The following is a 20,345-nucleotide window of genomic DNA, read 5'->3' on the forward strand; positions in this document are numbered from 1 at the left end:
CAACCTGTTTCAATTCACCCGAATGTGTCAGAAATGGTAGGTGGCACACCCCACCCTGATCCCTGCTCCGACTGTCACCACCAGGGCGATGTCGCCGCTTCGCGCCAGCCCTGATTCCTCACTTCGGCGCAGCGCGGTGGCCAGCGACGAGGTGAACAGATCACCGGCCTCATCGGTCACGTCGATCGCACGCGATCGCGCTATGCCCACCCGGTCGGCCAGCCTGCCGACGAATGCCGCTGATATCTGAGGCCCACACAGAACTGCGATGTCGGCCATGGCAAGCCCCGCCGCGGCCAGGAATTCGGCGACGGTGACCTCGAGGTATTTCAGGTACAGATCCTCCAGCCAGGGGTCGCGGAGCCTGGCTAGGCGGTGGTCGCCAGACAGCAATGCGAACGTCGTCAACGCATCCACGTGCTCGGTGTAGGTGGTGAAACGGAAATGGCCGAAGCCAGAACCACTTTCAGAACGGACCAGCAGGATCGCCGAGCCGCCGTGCGAGATCCGCTGCCGTGCAGGCAGATCCGATGGATGATCTGGATCCGCCTCGGCAGCCACCACCAGAGCAGCGACCGGGCCGCCGGTAGCCATCGCCGCCGCGGCGACCTGACACGCTTCCAGCGGGCCGGCGGCACCGTCCGCGATGTCGAACGCGAATGTCCCGTGGTCGTTGTGGCCCTCGGGATCGGGATTCAACCGCAACCGGTTGGCCAAGAACGTCGCCGTAGCCGGTTCGATCATGTGATCGTCGCGCAACATCCCGGCGTAGATGAGCAAACCGATATCTTCTAGGGATACACCCGACTCCGCTAGGCACGCCGCCGCGGCCGCGAATCCGAGTTCGACGGCCGTCTCCTCGCCTTCCGCGGACACGCTGGCGGCCGCGGCAATGCGCACCCGGATCGCATCGACGGGCCACCCTGGCGCGGTGTCCGAGGCAGGCGAGACCTTCTCCGCATTTCCGTGTCGCATGCGGTCTGGCAGATCGTCGAATGTGTACAGGGCAGCCCCGATGGTCTGTCCCGATCCCGTGACCCCGAACAGCATCCGGTCTCCCCTGGATAGCTGCTTCCGCTCGATGAGGTCGTTGATCGCGACGATATGCGTGGTTGAGGCCGTGTTTCCCCGTTCGGCGAGATTACAGACGACCTTGTCCGGATGGATGGCGGTACGCCCTGCCAGTCGGTTGATAGCTGCGGTGGCGTCGTTGATGGAAGACCGTGACGTCTGATGCATCAGCACGTGGTCAACCGATTCCGGTGTCCAGCCCTTGCGGGTCATCATTTCCGCCGCGAAGGGTATGGATCTCCGTACCGCTATCGCAGTCTGCTCGACCGCTTTCGTGTACAGAATCGCGCCACCATGTGGCTGATCGGTCCGTTTGCCGACACAGAGGTCGCTGTACTTGCTGAGACTTCGTAGTTCGAGCGCGTGGAACCCGACCCGCCCGTCGCCACCGCGCTCCAATATGACTGCGGCACCGGCATCTCCGACGGTCAGACAGGCGAGTCGGTCGTCGAGCAGGTCGACTATCTCCCGCTGCGCGGTATCGATGATGTGGGAGATGTATTCACCGCTGACGACCATCGCTGTACGCACCGCACCGAGGCGAAGAAACGCATCGGCAACCCACATGCCGGTAAACATCCCGGCGCACGCATTCGAGACGTCGAAGCTGAGCGCATTGTCCAGACCCAGTGCTGCTCGCAGACGCATTGCCGAACTGGGCTCGTAAACGAATCGGTGGTCGGGCCCTTCGACCCGGGAGATGTTCGCGCAGATCAGCAGATCTATGCCTTCCGGACGATGTCGCGACGCGGCCAGGCAGCGCTCAGCGGCCCCCATGGCGAGCTCAAAGGAGAACTCGCCCGGTCCAACCACTCGGCGAGAAACAATTCCAGTGAGCTGTTCCAGCGGGATATCGATCGGCCGATCGCAACCAGCCAAGATCTCCGAGGTCGAAAGAACTCGGTCCGGTAGGTGTACCCCGATACTCTCGATCAGAGTGCCGGATGAGTCCGGCTGCTGCCCGGCGAGTTTCCGAGCGGTATCGGACGCCACGCTAGCCGTACTGGTGCGTGAGACCTCCTCCGGCAGTGGCACAGTGGCCACCGATTCGGGCTCCACCTCGGCGATCGTTGCCGCGATCGCGGCAACGGTTCTGCCGCGAAACAACGTCTCCGGAGAGATCGGCAACCCGCGCTCCCGCGCCCCGGCGCAGATCTCCATGATCTGCGTCGAGGCACCTCCAAGCTCGAAGAAGTCGTCGTGCACGCCCACCCGGTCGATGCCGAGCGCCTGCTCCCACAGTTCGGCCACCGACTTCTCCAAAGCCGAGTGCGGAGCCTGATATTCGTTCTTCAGGTCCGGACGATCCCTGCCGGGGTCGGGCAATGATCGCAGATCTCGCTTGCCGGTCGATGTGGTCGGAATACTCTCTAGCACAAGAAATCTGGCCGGTATCAGTGCCTCCGGCAGGTCGCGGCGCAGCGCGGCACGCAGATCCGTGAAGCTCGGTGGATTCAGGGGATTCGCTGGGACGAAGTAGGCCACCAGCGTCGATTCGCCGGCGGATCCGGTAGTCGTCACGACGGCTTCCCGCACCAGCCCTGTGTGGACGAGCGCGTACTCGATCTCACCGGGCTCGATCCGGACGCCACGAATTTTGACCTGGTGGTCCAGTCGGCCGAGATACTCGATGGTCCCGTCGTCTCGGTAGCGGGCGGCATCACCGGTTCGGTAGATGATCTCAGTGGTGCCTTCGGCGGACGACCATTCGACGAATCGCTCCCGCGTGAGGTCGGGCCGATTGACGTAACCTCTCGCCACCCCGGCGCCTCCGATATACAGCTCCCCCGGCACACCGACGGGAACCGGCATCATGTCCTCGTTCAGGATCGATATGCCCGTGTTGGCGATCGGGCGTCCGATCGGAATCACCGCATCGGCGTCGCCGCGGACACAATCGAAGTAGGTCACGTCGATGGCCGCCTCGGTAGGCCCATACAGGTTGTGTAAGCTCGCTGGAAGCGTTTCGAAGAATAGGTCACGTAGGTCCGCCGTCAACGTCTCACCGCTCGCGATGACCCGGCGCAACCCGGTACACGCGTGCGCTCCGGGATCAGACAGGAACAGCCGCAGCATCGACGGCACGAAGTGCATGACGGTGATCTCGTTCGTCACCACCGCATCGACCAGATAGCCTGTGTCGAGATGCCCCCCGGGCTCGGCGACCACCAACCGAGCACCGGCAATCAACGGCCAGAACAACTCCCAGACCGAGACATCGAACGTGGCCGGCGTCTTGTGCAGCACCGAATCGTCGGCGCCGAGTGCGTAGGCGTGCTGCATCCACAACAACCGGTTCGCGATGCCGGCATGCGTGTTGGCGGCACCCTTGGGTGATCCCGTCGATCCCGACGTGAACATTACGTAGGCGATCGCACCGGGATCGAGGCTCTCGGCGGGCTCGGGGTCGAAGGGACGGGCCGGTCCCTCGGTGTCGGCGGTCACGACGGGCAGCGCACCGGGGACCCGCTCGGCTGTGCCTTTTGTGGCGATCCACGCCGTGATGTTGGCCTCGGTCGCGATTGCCGATAGCCGGGTGGCCGGATGTTCGGGGTCGACGGGGAGGAAGGCAGCGCCGGCCAGCAGCACCGCGTATGGAGCGACGACGGACAACTCCGAGCGCTCGACCGCGATACCGACGACATCACCCGGCCCGACCCCAGCGGCCTGCAGCCCGGCAGCCAGATTCTCCGCGCGTTGCCGCAGTTCACGGTACGTCAGGTGCTCGCCGCGGAAGGTGACAGCAGTGGCGTGCGGGGTTCGTCGTGTTTGCCCGGCAAGCAGATCGTTCAACTTCCGGCCAGCGAATCGCGGGTCGCCGGTGTCGTTCCAGCGGGCGAGGGACGATTCCTCCGCCGTGGTCAACATCGGTATCCGGCCAACTCTTTCGTCGGGTTCGGCGAGGACGCCATCCAGCAGAATGCCGAGATGTTCGGCGAGTCGGGAGACGGCGCGCGAGTCGAACAGATCGGTGTTGTACTGAAGTACGGCTGTCAGCGTGTGCGCCCGTTCAGCGACCATCAGCATCAGATCTACAGGTGCGCCACCTTGGCGCAAAGTGACAGTCTCGAGCTCCAGTTCTCCTACCGCTGCCTCGCCCATCGTCGAGCGGGATGTCTCCCATGCGAAGAAGACTTGGAAGACCGGTGGATAGGAAGGGTCCCGCACAGGCTCGAGGTGAGAAGCCAATTCGAGGAACGGAAAGTCCTGATGCTCCACCGCCTCCAGCACGGTGCCCCGCAAGCGTTGCAGCAGTGTCCGAAAACTCGGGCGGCCACCGAGCTCCGCACGCAGCCCGACGGCATTCACGAAATAGCCGACCATCCGCTCGGCCCTCGGCATGCCCCGGCCCGCGATCGGTGAGCCGATGATGATGTCCTCGCTGCCAGAGTATCGGTGCAGGACTGCGGCGAAAGCCGCAAGCATGGTGATCTGCAGGGTCACGCCCTCGGTGCGGGCAAGTGCCCTCAACCGTGAGGTGCGGTGGTCATCGATCTCGAACTCGTGGACATCGCCGACGAAAGTCTGGTTGAGCGGTCGATCCCGTGCGATCGGTAACGCGAGCCGAGGCACTCCGCTGAGGCGGCCGGACCAGTAATCGCGCAACTCCTGCCCCCGGCTTCCCTCGAGGAGCTGCGCCTGCCACCGCACGTAATCGGCGTACGCGTGCTCGACCTGCGGGAGCACCACTTCCGCGTCCGTATAGATCATCGCGAGTTCGGTCAGCAGAACGTCCAAGGACCAGAAATCCACCGCGATGTGCGCGATGGCCAGCACGAACACATCATTGCCAGGTCCCAGCCGCAGGACGTGGGCTTCCAGCAACGGTCCTGTCCGCAGATCGATAGGGCGCTGCAGCCGCCTGTCCAGCCAGCCGTTCACCCGTTGGGAATGCCAACCTGACGCCTCGACGACTTCGAGCGGAACGCGCCGCTGCGGCCGCACGGAGGCGACCGCGCCATCCGCAGTGGTGTCGTAGGTCGTGCGCAAGGTGTCGTGCCGCGCCGTAAGCGTGTCGAGCGCCGTCCGCAGGCGATCGAGATCGAGAGTGCCTCGTGCTCGGCCCGCGTAGACCAGGTTGTACGAAGCACTCTGCGGTGCGAGTTGCGAGTGCAGCCACAGCCCCCGTTCGCCATGCGACAGCAGACGGTCGGCGCCGCGTTCGGCGCGAGCCTGCAGCAGCTGTTTCAACAGCTCCCGTTTCTGCTCGGCGGTGAGGTCCGCGGTATTGATCCGCGCAGATTCTCCGGCGTTTCCGGTCTTCATCGCGTCGCTTCTCCTTCCTCGGAAAGCAGTTCGGAAAGCAGATCGTCGACCGTGCTGTCGGACATCGAATCCAGTCGCTCCAACAGGTCGTCGGCTTTCGGCTGGGCGGCGGAAACGGGTGGTGTCATGTTGCGCGGCTCAGCGTCCCGGTCGAGCCCGTTCGATCGCGCCTGTCCGATGCGGGTCGCGAGCCATGCGCTGAGCTCGGCGATACTCGGTCCCTCGAGAATCCGGACCAGCGGCACCGTGATGGATAGCTCGCGTTCGATCCGCATCCGGAATTCCATGGCGGCAAGCGAGTCCAAACCCAGATATCGCAACGGCCGATCCGGATCTACGGTCCCCGCGGCGGCTCCTAGCCGTTGCTCGATCTCGCCGGTCAGATAGCGCGCGATGGCGGCCGTCGCCTCGCCCGGCGCGAGGCCCTCGAGTTCTCTCCGCAAGGCGCTTCCCGAATTCGACTGTGATGAGTTCTCCGTCGTAGCGAGCTCGGAGAGGCGGGGCCTGATGGCGCGACCGCCCGCGAGATCTGAGACCCTCGACGTCTGCATCGCTGGAATCACCAGTGCGCGCATCGGATCCGCGAGCATCAGGCGGTCCAGGATCACCAGTCCTTCGGCAGGCTCGATCGCGCCGAGCCCCAACCTTCTCGTGTGCTCGTTCCGATCGGTGCGCGCGGCCAGGCCCACCCGGCCCCACGGTCCCCACGCGACGCTCATCGCCGGCAAGCCGACAGCACGGCGGTATTCGGCCAGCGCGTCCATAAACAGGTTGGCTGCTGCGTAATTCGCTTGCCCTGGCGATCCCAGCACACCGGCCGCCGAAGAGAAGAAGACCATGAAATCAAGGGGTGACTCGGCCGTCACCTCGTGCAAATTCCAAGCACCGTCAACCTTTGGCGCCAGCACCCGGTCGAACGCCGCAGCTTCCGCGCGTTCCAGCAGACCGTCTTCGAGCACTCCTGCGGCATGCAGCACACCTCGAAGCGGTGACCCCGTCTCGGCAATGGCCTGAACCATATCGTCGACCTGGCCGCGGTCGGCGATATCGATCTGCCGCACTGTGACTTCCGCGCCGACGGCCCGCAATCGTTCGATCGCCTCCGCGGCGTCGGCACCGGGTGCACGCCGCCCGGCCAAGACCAACCGGCGGGCGCCACGCCGTACCAGCCACCCGGCCAACTCGATTCCAATACCTCCAAGTCCACCGGTCACGAGGTAGCACCCGTCATCACGCATTAGTGGTGCGTCGACTCGAATTTCGGGCCCGGTGCCCGCAGGTGGCGTCAAAACGATCTTGCCTATATGACGCGCCCTGGCCATGGTTTCGAATGCCGACGCCGCCTCGTCGAATGCGAATACTGTGGTCGGAAGGGGTCGGAAGTCTCCGGCTTCGATCCGTGCGGTCACCGCAAGCAGGGTCTGGCGCAGCTCCCACGGACGGTGGACAGCAAGCGCTGCGAGGTCGACCGTGAAATGGCTAACGTTCGCGCGGAGCTGCCACAGACTCAGCGTCCTCCGCTCGTAGATGTCACGTTTGCCGATCTCGATGAAACGTCCGAAAGGGCTCAATATCGTGAGGCCAGCGGAGGCGGCTTCACCCGCAAGCGAATTGAGCACTACATCGACGCCAGCGCCGCCGGTCGCGGCCAAGACATCTGCGGCGAAGTTCAGCGAACGGGAATCCATGACGTGCTCGATTCCGAGGGAACGCAAGTGATCACGTTTCTCCGCGCTGCCCGCGGTCGCGTAGATTTCCGCACCGAGCCATCGCGCGACCTGAATCGCGGCGAGGCCGACACCGCCTGTCGCCGAATGAATGAGGACCCGTTCACCGGTTCGCAGACGTGCAAGTTCATGCAGGGCTCGATACGCGGTCGCGAATGCGATCGGCACCGTCGCGGCGTCGGTCGGGCTGATAGCCTTCGGAATCGGCACCACGAGCGCGGCCGCTGTCGTGACGTACGAAGCGAAGGCTGGTGCCGCCAACGCCAATACCGCATCGCCGGGCGCAATCTCATCCACATCTGGGCCTACCCGCACCACCTCTCCCGCGCATTCGGCCCCGAGAACAGGACTGATCCCGTTCTCCGGTGGGAGAATGCCAAGTGCCTCGGCGATGTCGTGAAAGTTCAATCCCGCAGCCAGGACTCGGATCTCCACCTCACCCGGGCCCGGTGTTCGGCGTTCGCCGCGGCGCAGGTCCATCGTGTCGAGCAGGCCAGGCGTTGCCTGGACAAGAGCGAAACCCTCTTCGCCGATTGCGGATCGGCGGTGCGGTCGTGGCGCAGGCACGCGGCGCACGCGCGCCACATAACGCTTTCCACCCCGCAAAACGACCTCTGATTCCGAGTCGTTCGAGAGCAGTTCCGTGGCCAGTTCATCAACGACCTCGTCGGAGATAACACCACCTGTTTCGAGATCTATTCTCGTACAGTCGTATTCCGGGTGCTCGAATTCGATCGAGCGCGCCAGGCCCCAGACCGGCGCAGCGGCAATTCCATCGATCCGAACAGGCAGGTCCGCGTCGTCGCGACTTCCCAGCTGCTGGGCGCCGTCGGTGACGATATAGAATCTCGGAACGCCCTCTGGCCACTCGTGCCGCAGTAACGTCTTCGCGAAATCGGCCAGGTCGAGAACATTGGCACGCGCAATCTCGGCCAGGTCCGAGCTGCGTTGCTGTGGTACGAGATACACGATCGCGCCGACAGGATCATGTCGAGCATCCGCTTCGCCGAACACGCTTCCCCGCTGGTGCCTCCGCACCGGCACACCGGCTGCCTCCAGCCGCAGGTGTAACCAATCGGAGAGCAGTTCGTCACCGGCCAGTATCCACGTGCCCGACTTCGCCGCCGATGCGGGCGCATCCTGTGGCGACTCGATCCAGGCAACATCATGGAACCACTCGTCGATCGAACCATTTGCGGCCGGGCGGCCAGAGGACAAACGCTTCACTCGAAATCCGTTGCCGTGAGCAATAGTCCGGCCGTCCGAATCGAAGATCAGGAACTCACCCTCGATGACATCGGAGTCCGTTTCGCTGTTTCCCCGCATCAGCGACGACGTTGCCTCGGTCAGGTCGCCGAAGACGCGCAGCCGCGCCAGTCCTAGCGGCAGGTACACCGCAGTTACATCCGGAATCCTCGGTACGGCCGCCGCCAAGGTCCGTAGGACGGCATCGAGCCGAATCGTGGTCTCCATCAGATGATCTGTCCCCATCGCGGGATCGAAATCGGCCGACGCTACGCCATCGGTTCTGGTGATGCGCAGGACCCGCTGAAACGCAGGACCATAGTCGAGGCCCGCCGCCGCAAGTCCCCGGTAGAAGTCGGCCCCGGAGATTTCCTCGCCCGCTCGGCCGTTCGCATCGAGTAATTCCGCGAACTCCGGCAATACTTCCTGGTCTGCCGATCGTGCGATCGTGCCCGCGGTGATCGGCTCCCATCCGTGTTCGTCGTCCGATCTCCGCGTACCGAACACTCGGAAGGCTCCGGCTCCGGCCAGAACCAGTTGGATTCTGCGCTCGGTGTCTTTATCCAGTGCGACAGGGACATCGAAGGTCATGCCCGAAATTTCGAAGTGGTTGCCGTCTTGCTCGTTCCGTGCCGCCTCGCATGCCATCGCCACGTATAGAGCACCGGGCACAACGGGTGTGCCGTGTACTCGATGATCGGCAAGTGCAGGAACGCTGGGCAGGGAGACGCAAGTCTGCCAGAACACCGTGTCCGCATGCACAGCTGACGCGATGCGCTCCAAGGCGCCGCCTGAGCGGGCTACGCCGGGTTGTTCGCCTTCCGCGGCGATCCAATGCTCTTGGTGCTGCCAGGGATAGCTGGGCAAGCGTACGAACTCGGACTGGGGGTACAACGAGGACCACGGCACGGGATGCCCCCCACAGAACAGCTCGCCGATCGCGGTCAGCAACGCCACCTGCTCCTCGTTATCGCGCCTGCCGGAAGCGACTACGAGCGGTTCCGGCCCGAACGAATCGCCCTGCCGGGCGTTCCAGATCTCGGCGACGGAGGTAGACAGCACAGGGTGTGGACTGACCTCGATGAAGGTGGTGTAGCCGTCGTCGATCATCCGGTCGAGTGCGTCTGTGAATCGCACCGTCTCACGCAGGTTGCGAGCCCAGTAGTCGGCGGTGAGCTGGGATCCGTCGATCGGAGACCCGGTGACCGTCGAGTATTGGGGGACCGTCGAGCGTCCCGTCGCCAGACCGGAGAGGTCGGATGCGAGTCGCGATGCGAGTGGCTCCATCTGAACGCTGTGGGACGCGACGTCGACCTGAACCTGCCGACACGCCACGTCCGACTGCTCGAGCCGGGATATCAAGGCACCGAGCGCGTCCGGTGCGCCAGCCACCACGGTGGACACCGGACTGTTGACGGCGGCGACCGAGACGTCGGAGCCGTTCTTCGCGATCCATGCTTCGACTTCGGCAACCGGCATATCGACAACCGCCATCGCGCCCGCACCCGCCACTGTTCGCAGCAGGCGTGACCGATGACAGATGACCGCGGCCGCCGCAGGCATATCCAGCGCCCCGGAGACCACAGCGGCGGCAACTTCGCCCATGCTATGGCCGACCACCGCAACCGGTTTCACGCCGACCGACTCCCACCACGCGGCGAGGGCAACCTGAACGGCGAACAGAGTGGGCTGCACGACATCGACGTAGCCGAGCTGGGATCGTTCGGCAGATGAGTGGATCTCGTCGATGACCGAACACCCGGTGATCCGGCGAATCTCGCGGTCGCAGGAGGTCAACGCGTCGCGGAACGCAGGCTCGCACGCGAACAGTTCGCGTCCCATTCCCCACCACTGCGACCCCTGTCCGGAGAAGACGAACGCCAGCCGCGACGATTGATGACGCCGCCGTCCGGTGCGGATCATGGGACCGGATGCGCCGCGCAGGAACTGCTCGATCTGCAGCGCGGCGTCGGCCTTCGAGGACGCGACGACTGCGAGCCGGTCATCCAGATGGCTACTGCGCACGGCGGCCGAGTAGCTGAGCGCATTCCACGTGGGTGCGTCATCGCCCGTAGCCTCGAGCAAGTTCAGATATCTCCGAGCGACATCCCGCAACGCGTCTACACCGCGCGCAGAAAGTGGGACGACCGCGTAATCGCGGGGCGAGTCGTAAGCCGGGGCAGGCGACGATGGTTCCGCGGACGACAGCACAGCGTGGGCATTGGTGCCACCGAACCCGAACGAGCTCACCCCGGCAATCGCCTGCTCGGCCGGCCACGGCTCGGGTACGACCGGAACACGAAGACCGGCGGAGGCGAGGTCGATAGCCGGGTTCGGCTGGGTGAAGTGCAGGTTGGGCGGAATCTCGCGGTGCTTCAGTGCGAGTGCCACTTTGATCACGCCAGCGATGCCCGCCGCGGCCTCCAGATGTCCCACATTGGTTTTCACCGATCCCAGCAGACACGTACTGTCCGGTCCCCGATCCGGCCCGAGAACTGCGGCCAGGGCGTTGGCCTCTATGGCGTCACCGACCAAGGTGCCTGTTCCGTGTGCTTCGACGTATCCCACCGCCGACGGCGCGACACCGGCCGTGGCGTATGCCCGGCGGAGCACGTCTTCCTGTGCCCACCGGTTCGGCGCGATCAGCCCATTCGTACGTCCGTCCTGGTTCACCGCGCTGCCACGGATAACCGCATAGATCGAATGCCCCGCGGCGACCGCTTTGGATAGCGGCTCGACGATCACCACGCCTGCCCCTTCGCTGCGCACGTAGCCGTCAGCGGCCGCGTCGAATGCCTTGCAGCGTCCGTCGGCCGCCATGACACCCGCATTCGCCATCGTGATCGCGACCCCGGGTGACAAAGTGAGGTTGACACCTCCGACGACAGCCAGCTCACATTCACCGGCAAGTATTGAACGACGCGCCGTGTGCAGCGCTACCAGCGATGACGAGCAGGCGGTATCGATCGCGACACTCGGGCCATGAAAATCGAAGGCGTACGCCAGGCGATTCGCCGCGACACTCGCCGCATTGCCCGTACCGGAGTAGGCGTCCAACCGATCCTCGGTGGTGTAGTACATCCGGCCGTAGTCATTGGTCGAGACACCAACGAAAGTCCCTACCGAGCTGCCCGCCAGCGCACCGACGTCGAGGCCGGCGTCGGCCATCGCCTCCCACGCCACTTCGAGCAACAGCCGTTGCTGTGGGTCGATGTGACGCGCCTCCGCCGGTGAGATCCCGAAGAAATCGGCATCGAATCCACGCACGTCGGCGAGGAGACCACCCCACTTGACCCGCACATGCTGCCACCTCTCGGGTGGGACCGCACCGACCGCGTCGACACCGTTGACCAGCATCTGCCAGAAGTCTTCGGGACCGTCGGCCCCGGGGAAGCGGCAACCAATGCCCACGATCGCGATCGGTTCTTCCGACCCGGTAGAGGCAGCGGCCGCGACCTCCGTCGGCTCCGATGATGTCGTCCGGCTATGTTTTTCCGCCTCGGCCAAGTGCCGAGCCAGTTCGGAGATGCTGGGGTACTCGTATGCGATGGTCGGCGGCACCTCCCGGCCGAGGTACTCTCCGAGCGCCGTCGCCAACCTGATGCCGCGCACCGAATCCAGCCCGTAGTACGCGAAAAGCTGCGCCGGGTCGATCTTGGCGGCGGGTATCTGAAGTTCGGCCGCAAGCTGAGCGACCATCCAGCGTTCCAGCTGCTGCGCCGACACCGAATGAGCTCCGGCAGTTGGTGTTTCGACCACGGGATCGCTGTCCGGCGATACGAGCGTGGACTGCCGGCTCGCCCACTCTCCGATGACCTTCAGCTCACCGCGGAGCATCTGCTCCCGGCACGCGAACCGCTGCACCTTTCCGCTCGAGGTGTTCGGCAGGCTGTACCCGCGCACCAGAACGACTCGTGACACGGTGACGTCGTGGTCTCGTGCCACCGAGCCGGCGATCGCTCCGCACACCGCATCGTTATCGATCTCACCCTGCCGATTACGGGCGACCTCCTGTACGACGACCAGTTCATCGGAGTCCTGCCCGTCGACCGCGAAGGCCGCCCCTCTGCCGCGCACCAACGCATCATGAGTGTCCTGGACCGTGCTCTCGATGTCGTCCGGGTAGAGGTTGCGGCCGCGAATGACGATCAGGTCCTTGAGCCGACCCACAACGAACAACTCCGCGTCTCGTAGAAATCCAAGATCTCCTGTACGCATATATGTTTCGTCCGCACTGTCGACTCCAGCAGTGCGAGCACCGAAAGTTCGGGCCGAAGCTTCGTCCTGTCCCCAGTAGCCTGTGGCCACAGAATCACCGGCCACCCAGATCTCTCCGACAGTGCCCTCCGGGCAGGGAGCGAGCGTATCCGGATCGGCGACAATCAGCTGCGTTCCGGTTTGGGCCGAGCCACAGCCGACCACCACCACGCCGTCGGGATCGTCGGCCTCGGCGACACTGACAGCGCGCTGCTGCAATGCTTTTCGGGAGAGCCGCGCATAGGTCGGCCCGGTGCTGCGACGCGAGCCGGACACCAGCAACGTACCTTCCGCGAGTCCATAAACGGGCATGAGCGCGGCCCGATCGAACCCCGCGGGCGCAAACGCCTCGGCGAAGCGCTCCATGGTGTCCTGCCGCACCGCCTCCGCTCCACACATCGCCGCGTGCCATCCACTCAGATCCAGTTCGGCTCGCTCCTCGGGCGAAGTGGTCCGGATACACATTTCGTAGGCGAAGTTGGGTGCGGTCGTGACGACATTGGATTTCCCTGAGATCATCCGCAACCATCGGATCGGCTTCTGCACAAACGAAACCGGTGACATGAAACTCGCACCGAACCCCGAGTGAACCGTTCCCAGCACCGCGCCGACCAGCCCCATGTCGTGATGTAGCGGCAGCCAGAATGCCCCGAACGCGTCGTCGACCTGACCGATACCGGTGTTGTGCAGATAGGCCGAACGAATGCTGGTCAGATTGTGAACGAAGTTGCGATGGGTCACCATTACGCCTTTGGGGTCACCCGTCGAGCCCGAGGTGTACTGAAGAACTGCCAAATCGTCCGGATCGGGCAGACACGTGGCCTGGGCGGACGAGTCGGCGTCTGACGGATCGAGGGAGTCGGTCGCGCACCATCGCATAGGTCGTGCCCCGTCGACGGATTCGACTGCGGCACGGTCCCGTTCCAGCGACTTCGCGGAATCCAATGCGAACTCCGCCCCCGAATCGGCGATGATCTTCGAGATGCGGAACGTTTGCTTTTTGCCCACTGGCGAGTATGCGGGAACCGCGACCGCACCCGCATAAAGAGTGCCGAAAAACGCGGCCGTGAAATGGAGCGGATTCGAATGGAACAGAAGCACCCGCTCACCTAGCGCGCCCCGCTCCCTCAGCCAGGACCCGACGGCCTCCGCTCTGGAATGCAGATCTCGATAGGTCCAACTCTCGCTGAGATTTTCGCCGTCCGGAATGTTCGCGATAACCAGGCGGTCGGGATGACGCACTGTCCTGGAGCGCAAGAGATGGGTAAGCGTGGGCTCGAAAAGTTCATCTATGGTCATGCCAGAATCCATCGTTAGTAGTACTGCTGTTCGTCCTGAGCGAGCGGTAACAATCGCGCCGCAGGCGTGATGCCACTACGCCGACATATCGATGTAAAACAGCGCGATCCGGAACTCGGACTCTCGTAGATAGAAAGAATTGGCGATACGACCCCATCGGCGCATCGCGCGTGAAATGGTGTGGTCAGCGTTTGCTTGTTTGACCGGCTGCGAGTTCGGCAACCAGTCTTTCTGCGCCGAACCATCGCTGGACCGTCGCAGACAATGCGGGCGCCGCCAGCGAGAATCGTGCGCCGAGCCGAAGCATAAGTGGGGCCACATCGATCTCCCCGCGATTCCGCTCGATCGCTTGGGCCACCGCGCCCGACACATCATCGGGCCCAACGGTTCCCACGAGGCGTGGCAGGCGTATGTTCCCGGAGTCGGCGAACATGCCCGCGTCGCGAACGAAGCCGGGGAAGATCACCGAGACGCCGATGCCGTCACCGCGCAATTCTTCTCGCAACGACAATGCGAAACCGCGCATCGCGAACTTCGTAGCGTTGTAAACCGACGATCCGGGTGCAGCAGTCTTGCCCGACAACGACGAGACGAAGACCAGGTGACCACTGTGCCGCTCGCGCATCTGGCCGATCAGCGCGTGGGACAGCACCATATGGGACCGGAGGTTCACATCGATCGCCCGGTCGATGCCTCGCGGCGACAGGTCTGCGAGCCGACCACTTCCCGGGAGGCCGGCATTGGCGATCAGGATGTCGACCCGTCCCGCGGCTGCCACCACTTCGGATACCGAATCACGTTCGGCGAGATCGGCCTCGATCGCCTCCCCGGCGAGTTCGGTAGCGAGCTGCCCGAGTACTCGACCATTGCGTCCGGTCGAAATAAGATAACCGCCCCGCCGATGCAAGTCCCGGGCAATCGCCTGTCCGAGCCCTCCGGTGGCCCCGGTCAGCAGGATCCTGCTCCCTTGTATTTTCATTCTTGTCCCACCCCTAGGTCTCAATTAGCCGATTCGTTCAGATATTCTGCGTTCTAGATTTTTGCCAGTCCGTTCGAGCATTTTAGTAGCGAGTAACTTTCCAGCCTTGTTCAATGGTCGGTAGGCGATGCCGTCTTCGATTGGGTACCGGACCGTCGTGGTGACGATGCACTTATCGGCTCCGGCCGGCTCGAAACCGATGACCACCTCTGCTTCGTAACGTTCCACGGAGACCAATGTGAGCAAACGATTCTGCTCCCGTGACCTGATCACGAGGGACACGCTGTGCGTGAGCGCCCCTACAGATATCTGCACAACCAGACCGTCCGGAGTCGTCGCATCGCACCGCGAACCCGAGACCCCCGCGACCCATTCCGGAATCCGGTCGAAATCGATGACATAGTCGTACACAACTCCGATTGGTGCACACAGCGTCATGGAGCCAGCAACGAAATCGGTGCCCACAGTCAGATCCTCGTCTCGTCGACCTGGATCCCGGTCGTGGTCTGGTTGCCTGGAACAGCGCCCGCACCCGACGGCGCTCCCGGAAGTCGCCAGGGCGACCACCAGTTGACCTCCCCCATCAGCACGACGAGCGAGGGCACAAGCGCCATGCGGATCAACGTGGCGTCGATGACCACCGAAATCACCATGCCCAGACCGACGACCTTGACAAGGCTGAGCCCCGACAGCGCGGCGGCGCCGGCGACAACGACAAGGATTGCCGCGGCAGCGGTGACTATCCGACCGGTGCCCGCCACACCGGCGAGTACGGCGCCGCGCGTGTCGGCACCGGCCGCGCGCGCCTCTACCATGCGGGAGATCACGAAGATCTCATAGTCCGTAGACAATCCGAAGACGGTGGCGACAACGACCACGACGCCAGCGAGCGGCAACGGTCCAGGACTGATGCCGAGCGGGCCTGCCATGTGGCCCTCCTGGAATATCCAGGTCAACACGCCCAAGCTGGCCACAAGACTCAGTGCCGACATCACTACCGCCTTGATCGGCAATACCACCGACCGGAAGGCCGCGAACATCATCACGAGGATCGCGACGGTCATCACTGCTGCCATTCTCGGAAATCCAGCGATGATCGCGTCGTAGCTGTCGGTACTGACCGCGTTCTCGCCACCGGCGAGAACCGTTGCACCATCAAGAGTTTCGATAGACCGCAGCGCACGCACCGTTTCCAGCGCCGGGGTCGTGAAGTCGGGGTCGACGAGCACAACATGGACGACCGTAAAGGCATCGGTTCTGTCGGCGGCGATCGCGATCCGAACCCCGCTGGTTCTGTTCGCCTTGGTCAGCAGATCGGACACCGCGGCCGAAGTCGGTGCGCCGCCGTCTCGGCCGCGTACTACCAGGTCCACGCCGTTGGTGGCGTTCGGGAAATTCTGAGCGATTCGCTCCTGCGCGACCCGAGTTGGGTTTCCTGCGGGTAGGCCGGAGCTATCGATATTCGAGAACCGCACGCCGAAGATCGGGAGCGCCAAACAGATCAGCAAGAGCCCGATTCCGGCGGCCAGCAGCGCCGGCCTCTTGATGACGCGCAAACCGAACCCTGCCCAGAAGCGCTTGGATCGAGCCTCATCGAAACGGAGGCTGCCCCGCAACGCCAGCGCGTCGATCCGCCGTCCCAACACCGCGAGAACAGCGGGGACGACAGTGACCGACAGGAGAGCGGCGAAAGCTACCGCCGACATCGCTCCGAACCCCAACGATCGCATCGCCGATAGCGGGAAGACCAGCATCCCCATGAAGGCCGCCACCAGTATCAGCCCTGAGAACAATACGGTGCGGCACGCGGTCGTGACCGTCCGGCGGACCGCCTCGTCGACATCGCCGTGCGCCACCATCTCCTCACGAAACCTGCTGACCGTGAAGAGCCCGTAATCGATGGCCATACCGAGCCCGATGAGTGAGGCGGTGTTGACCGCGAACGAACTCACCTCGCTGAATTCCGAGATCAGCCGCAGCGCGCCGAAAGACGCCAAAATCGTCAGGCCGCCGAGGAGCACCGGCACGCTCGCGGCCACGACGCCGCCGAAGACGAAGACCATCAGGAGCAAAGCGATGGGCAGCGTGATTGATTCGACAAGAATCAGGTCGTGTTTCGATTCGCTGTTGTAGGCGTCGGTCACCGCGCTATAGCCCGAGAACTCAGCATCGAGGCCAGGAACCAACAAGGTGTCACGAAGTTTTTCGAAGCTCTTCAAACGGGCGCCGTCGTCTCCGGTCAGCGTGAGAACTGCGAGCGCCTGGGTGCGGTCGGAAGATAGAAAAGCCGATCGCCTTATTGGGTCCGCGGACCAGTACGACTCGACAGGCCTGGCGAGCAAGCTCGGGTCGACGGCGGCCAATCGGTCCGTGATGTCGCGCGCGAAGTCGGTGATCGGCCGCCCGCCCGTTGCGGTATAGAGAACGACGATATCCGGTGCCCGGCGACCGAGTTCGGCGTCGGCCATCTCCCCCGCGAGACTCGACTGGCTCCCCGGCACCGTGTACCCAGCGAGATTGAGTCGATCGAACACCCCCAGCCCGGCCACCCCAATGAGCACCGCCCCCACGACACCAACCATCGCTACCGAATAACGGTGGCCGACAACGATATTCGCCCACCACTCAAGGATCGAGCGTCGGTTCGGTCGTGTGGAAACGTCGGGCAAGGACATGACTTCCCCCAAAGAAGCGATGCGATCTGGACGCAATCATCGATTCGCGCCTGACCCCGCCAACCCCATGTGATGATCGGCGCTACCATCATGTGCCGTAACTCACGCTATACGGATAGATCACTTCGAGCGAAGGCAACGATGCCGTCCACCCAGGCAAATACGAAGTAGCTGAACCGAACTCACACCCCCGTTCCAGCACACTTGCGAGTTGCTGAGCCGCGACAATGACAGTCAATTGTGTCAGACATCACAACATGCCCCATCGGCTCACGAGGTGCCCGCCGGATCGCAGGTTCGAGTGCTGTTCGGGGCGGCGAACCGGGACCCGGCGGTCAATCCCGATCCCGACCACTTCGACCCGCACCGCGGGTCCTCGCGATCGCTGGCTTTCGGCGGCGGCATACATCACTGCCTCGGCCGCAACCTCGCACGAATCGAAATCACCGCGGTGCTGATGTCCATCGCCGAGCACATGCCGACCCTGGAACTATCCGGCGAACCCATCCGCCGCCGTTCCCTGTCCCTTCGAGACTTCTCATTTCTGCAAGCCCGCCTGCGCTGATACGTAAACTTTCCTCGATGGGGTGGCACCGCACAGCGGTGCCACCCCATCGAGTTTCCGGCCCAGAACTAGCCGCGCCTGCGCTTGTTGTAGAGATACATGGTCAGCGGGGCGAAGATCACCACCAATATGGTCGAGGAAAACAGCACCAACAGCAGATGCCCCACGGTCACGTCGCCCTTCATCAGGCCACGCGCGGCCGTTGCCGCGTGACTGACCGGATTGATGTCGACGATGATCTGCATCCAGCGGGGCATGGTGTCGGAATCCACGAACACGTTGCTCAAGAAAGCCAGCACCATCAACAACATGCTGCAGGTGAGCAGCGTTTCCGTCTTCTTGGCGACCACGCCGACCACGGTGAAGATCCACGCGAACGCAAAGGAGAACGCCAGCAGCAGCAGGATGGCCAGGATAAAGCCGACTGCCCCCGCCTCCGGCCGGTAGCCGAGCAGCATGCCCAGACCGGCGGTGAACAGCAGCGCGAACAGATAACGCCCCACATCGGCGACCATGGTGCCGACCAGTACGGCCGGCTGCCAGAACGGCATGGTCCGGAACCGATCGAAGATCCCCTTGACGATATCGGAATTCACCGCGATACCGGTACTCGCCGTCTGCGTGACCGCGCCGACGACCAGCACGCCGGGCAGAAAGTATTGCAGATAATCGTCCGTCGACCCAGCGAACGCACCACCGAACAAGTATTGAAATACCAGCAGGAAGATGACCGGCATCAGCATGATGTCGAAAAGCTGCTCGAATGCCGAGTTCTTCATTTTCTGCAGCGCCCGCCCGGCCAGCGTCAGCGTGGCTGTCCAGGCATTGGGCCGTGGCGGTTCCGCGCTGGCCAGGAGCACCGAGTCCAAGCGTTCGCCGACGCCGGCTCGGGGGGGCACGATGGTGTTCGCGGTGCTCACGCCGCACCCTCCTCGGTCTCGGTGGTGCCGGGTTCCTCGGCGGGATGGCCGGTCAGGGCCAGGAAAACCTCATCGAGACTCGGCTGGCCGAGCGCATAACCGACAATCTCGACCCCGGACTGCGACAGCACACCGAGCGCCTGGGCGACGCGTCCGGTATCGGAGACAGCGGCGGACAACGTCGCCGGGTCCGACCCGAGGTGCACGGAGACACCGAGGATCCCCGACAGAAGCGATTCGGCTTCGGCCCGCCGTTCCGGCTCGCGCACCCGGACGTACAACGCGCCCGAGCCGACGGAAGCCTTGAGCTCACTGGGGGTGCCCTCGGCGACCACCTTGCCGTGGTCGATCACCGCGATCCGGTCCGCGAGCTGATCGGCCTCGTCGAGGTACTGCGTGGTGAGCACTACCGTGGTCCCTCTGGCGACCACGGCGCGGACGAGGTCCCAGACCTGGTTGCGGCTACGCGGATCCAGGCCGGTGGTCGGCTCGTCGAGGAAGATCAGCCGCGGCGTGCTGACGACGCTCGCCGCGATGTCGAGCCTGCGCCGCATGCCGCCGGAGTAGGTCGCGGCCTTTCGGTCGGCCGCGTCGGCAAGACCGAACGCGTCGAGGAGATCGCCTGCCTTCTGCTTGGCAGTCGGGCGCGAGTACCCGAGCAACCTCGCCAGCAGGACCAGATTCTGCCGACCGGTGAGATCTTCATCGACCGAAGCGAACTGCCCGGTCAGGCTGACCAACTGGCGCACCGCCTCGGCTTCGGCCACGACATCGTGTCCGAACACCCGGGCGCTACCACCGTCCGGCCGCAGCAGCGTGGCGAACATCCTGAGCGCGGTGGTCTTCCCAGCCCCGTTGGGCCCGAGAACGCCATAAACGCGTCCGCTCGATACGGCGAGATCGAGACCGTCTACCGCTCGAGTTTCTCCGAAGACCTTGACCAGGCCGTCGGCCTCCAAGGCAAGAGAGGAATTCAATTTCAGCTCCCCAGAGAATAGTTGACCCAAACCCGCGGACTGGACGCGTTTGATATTGCCGGATCCATTGATCTGCCCACCGGATCGGGTGGAGCTCGCTGCCCCGATCAGGAGGTTACCCGAGCTTCTCGACGACCGCATATGAACATCACAATCAGGTAACTTATATCATCTGACCTGCGGCGCAATATTGCCGACTATATAGCGAGACGGGCATACACTATGCGACCGAACGGTCTGTTAAATATTAATCTATTCGAAGCGCAAGCGCGGAACGCTTCGACTAGTAGCAATGCCGCTCACATAAGGGTTTGGTCTGTTCGTCAAGTTGCGAAGCGGCTGGTGTGATGCGGAGTCGTTTGTG

At 63.8% G+C, this 20,345-nt stretch carries 8 protein-coding genes; 1 reads left to right on the forward strand and 7 read right to left on the reverse strand.

Going from position 1 to position 20,345, the window contains the following annotated elements; translation table 11 throughout:
- Positions 1-27: 27 nt before the first annotated feature.
- The 5 genes from AB0H61_RS21505 to AB0H61_RS21525 form a co-directional block, all read right to left on the reverse strand.
- A complete protein-coding gene (locus tag AB0H61_RS21505) occupies positions 28-5,337 on the reverse strand; it encodes an amino acid adenylation domain-containing protein (protein WP_357307145.1) in 5,310 nt (1,769 codons plus the stop codon).
- Positions 5,334-13,877: an SDR family NAD(P)-dependent oxidoreductase gene (locus AB0H61_RS21510; protein WP_357307147.1), complete on the reverse strand. Its 8,544-nt coding sequence runs from the start codon at positions 13,875-13,877 to the stop codon at positions 5,334-5,336. The genes AB0H61_RS21505 and AB0H61_RS21510 overlap by 4 nt, the downstream gene beginning before the upstream one ends.
- A gap of 172 nt (positions 13,878-14,049) precedes the next feature.
- Positions 14,050-14,844, reverse strand: a complete 795-nt coding sequence (locus tag AB0H61_RS21515; RefSeq protein ID WP_357307149.1) for an SDR family NAD(P)-dependent oxidoreductase — start codon at positions 14,842-14,844, stop codon at positions 14,050-14,052.
- A gap of 24 nt (positions 14,845-14,868) precedes the next feature.
- Positions 14,869-15,309: an SRPBCC family protein gene (locus tag AB0H61_RS21520; protein ID WP_357307151.1), complete on the reverse strand. Its 441-nt coding sequence runs from the start codon at positions 15,307-15,309 to the stop codon at positions 14,869-14,871.
- Between the two features lie 2 nt (positions 15,310-15,311).
- On the reverse strand, positions 15,312-17,519 hold the full coding sequence (locus AB0H61_RS21525; protein ID WP_357307153.1) for an MMPL family transporter: 2,208 nt from the start codon (positions 17,517-17,519) through the stop codon (positions 15,312-15,314).
- Between the two features lie 277 nt (positions 17,520-17,796).
- Here AB0H61_RS21525 and AB0H61_RS21530 point away from each other — a divergent pair, with 277 nt between their 5' ends.
- Positions 17,797-18,084: a cytochrome P450 gene (locus tag AB0H61_RS21530; RefSeq protein WP_357307155.1), complete on the forward strand. Its 288-nt coding sequence runs from the start codon at positions 17,797-17,799 to the stop codon at positions 18,082-18,084.
- A gap of 68 nt (positions 18,085-18,152) precedes the next feature.
- On the opposite strand, the gene AB0H61_RS21535 is transcribed toward AB0H61_RS21530, so the two are convergent.
- The gene (locus tag AB0H61_RS21535) at positions 18,153-19,004 is read right to left on the reverse strand and encodes an ABC transporter permease (protein ID WP_357307157.1); all 852 of its coding nucleotides are present in this window, start codon (positions 19,002-19,004) and stop codon (positions 18,153-18,155) included.
- Positions 19,001-19,987, reverse strand: a complete 987-nt coding sequence (locus AB0H61_RS21540) for an ATP-binding cassette domain-containing protein (protein ID WP_357307299.1) — start codon at positions 19,985-19,987, stop codon at positions 19,001-19,003. The genes AB0H61_RS21535 and AB0H61_RS21540 overlap by 4 nt, the downstream gene beginning before the upstream one ends.
- Between the last annotated feature and the right edge of the window lie 358 nt (positions 19,988-20,345).

It is taken from the genome of Nocardia sp. NPDC050710, assembly GCF_040654375.1.
GTDB lineage: Bacteria > Actinomycetota > Actinomycetes > Mycobacteriales > Mycobacteriaceae > Nocardia.

Excerpts from the sequence above, each read along its gene's own strand:
- AB0H61_RS21510 (WP_357307147.1), bottom strand. The coding sequence starts at position 13,877 with ATGGATTCTGGCATGACCATAGATGAACTTTTCGAGCCCACGCTTACC.
- AB0H61_RS21515 (WP_357307149.1), bottom strand. The coding sequence starts at position 14,844 with ATGAAAATACAAGGGAGCAGGATCCTGCTGACCGGGGCCACCGGAGGG.
- AB0H61_RS21505 (WP_357307145.1), bottom strand. The coding sequence starts at position 5,337 with ATGAAGACCGGAAACGCCGGAGAATCTGCGCGGATCAATACCGCGGAC.
- AB0H61_RS21525 (WP_357307153.1), bottom strand. The coding sequence starts at position 17,519 with ATGTCCTTGCCCGACGTTTCCACACGACCGAACCGACGCTCGATCCTT.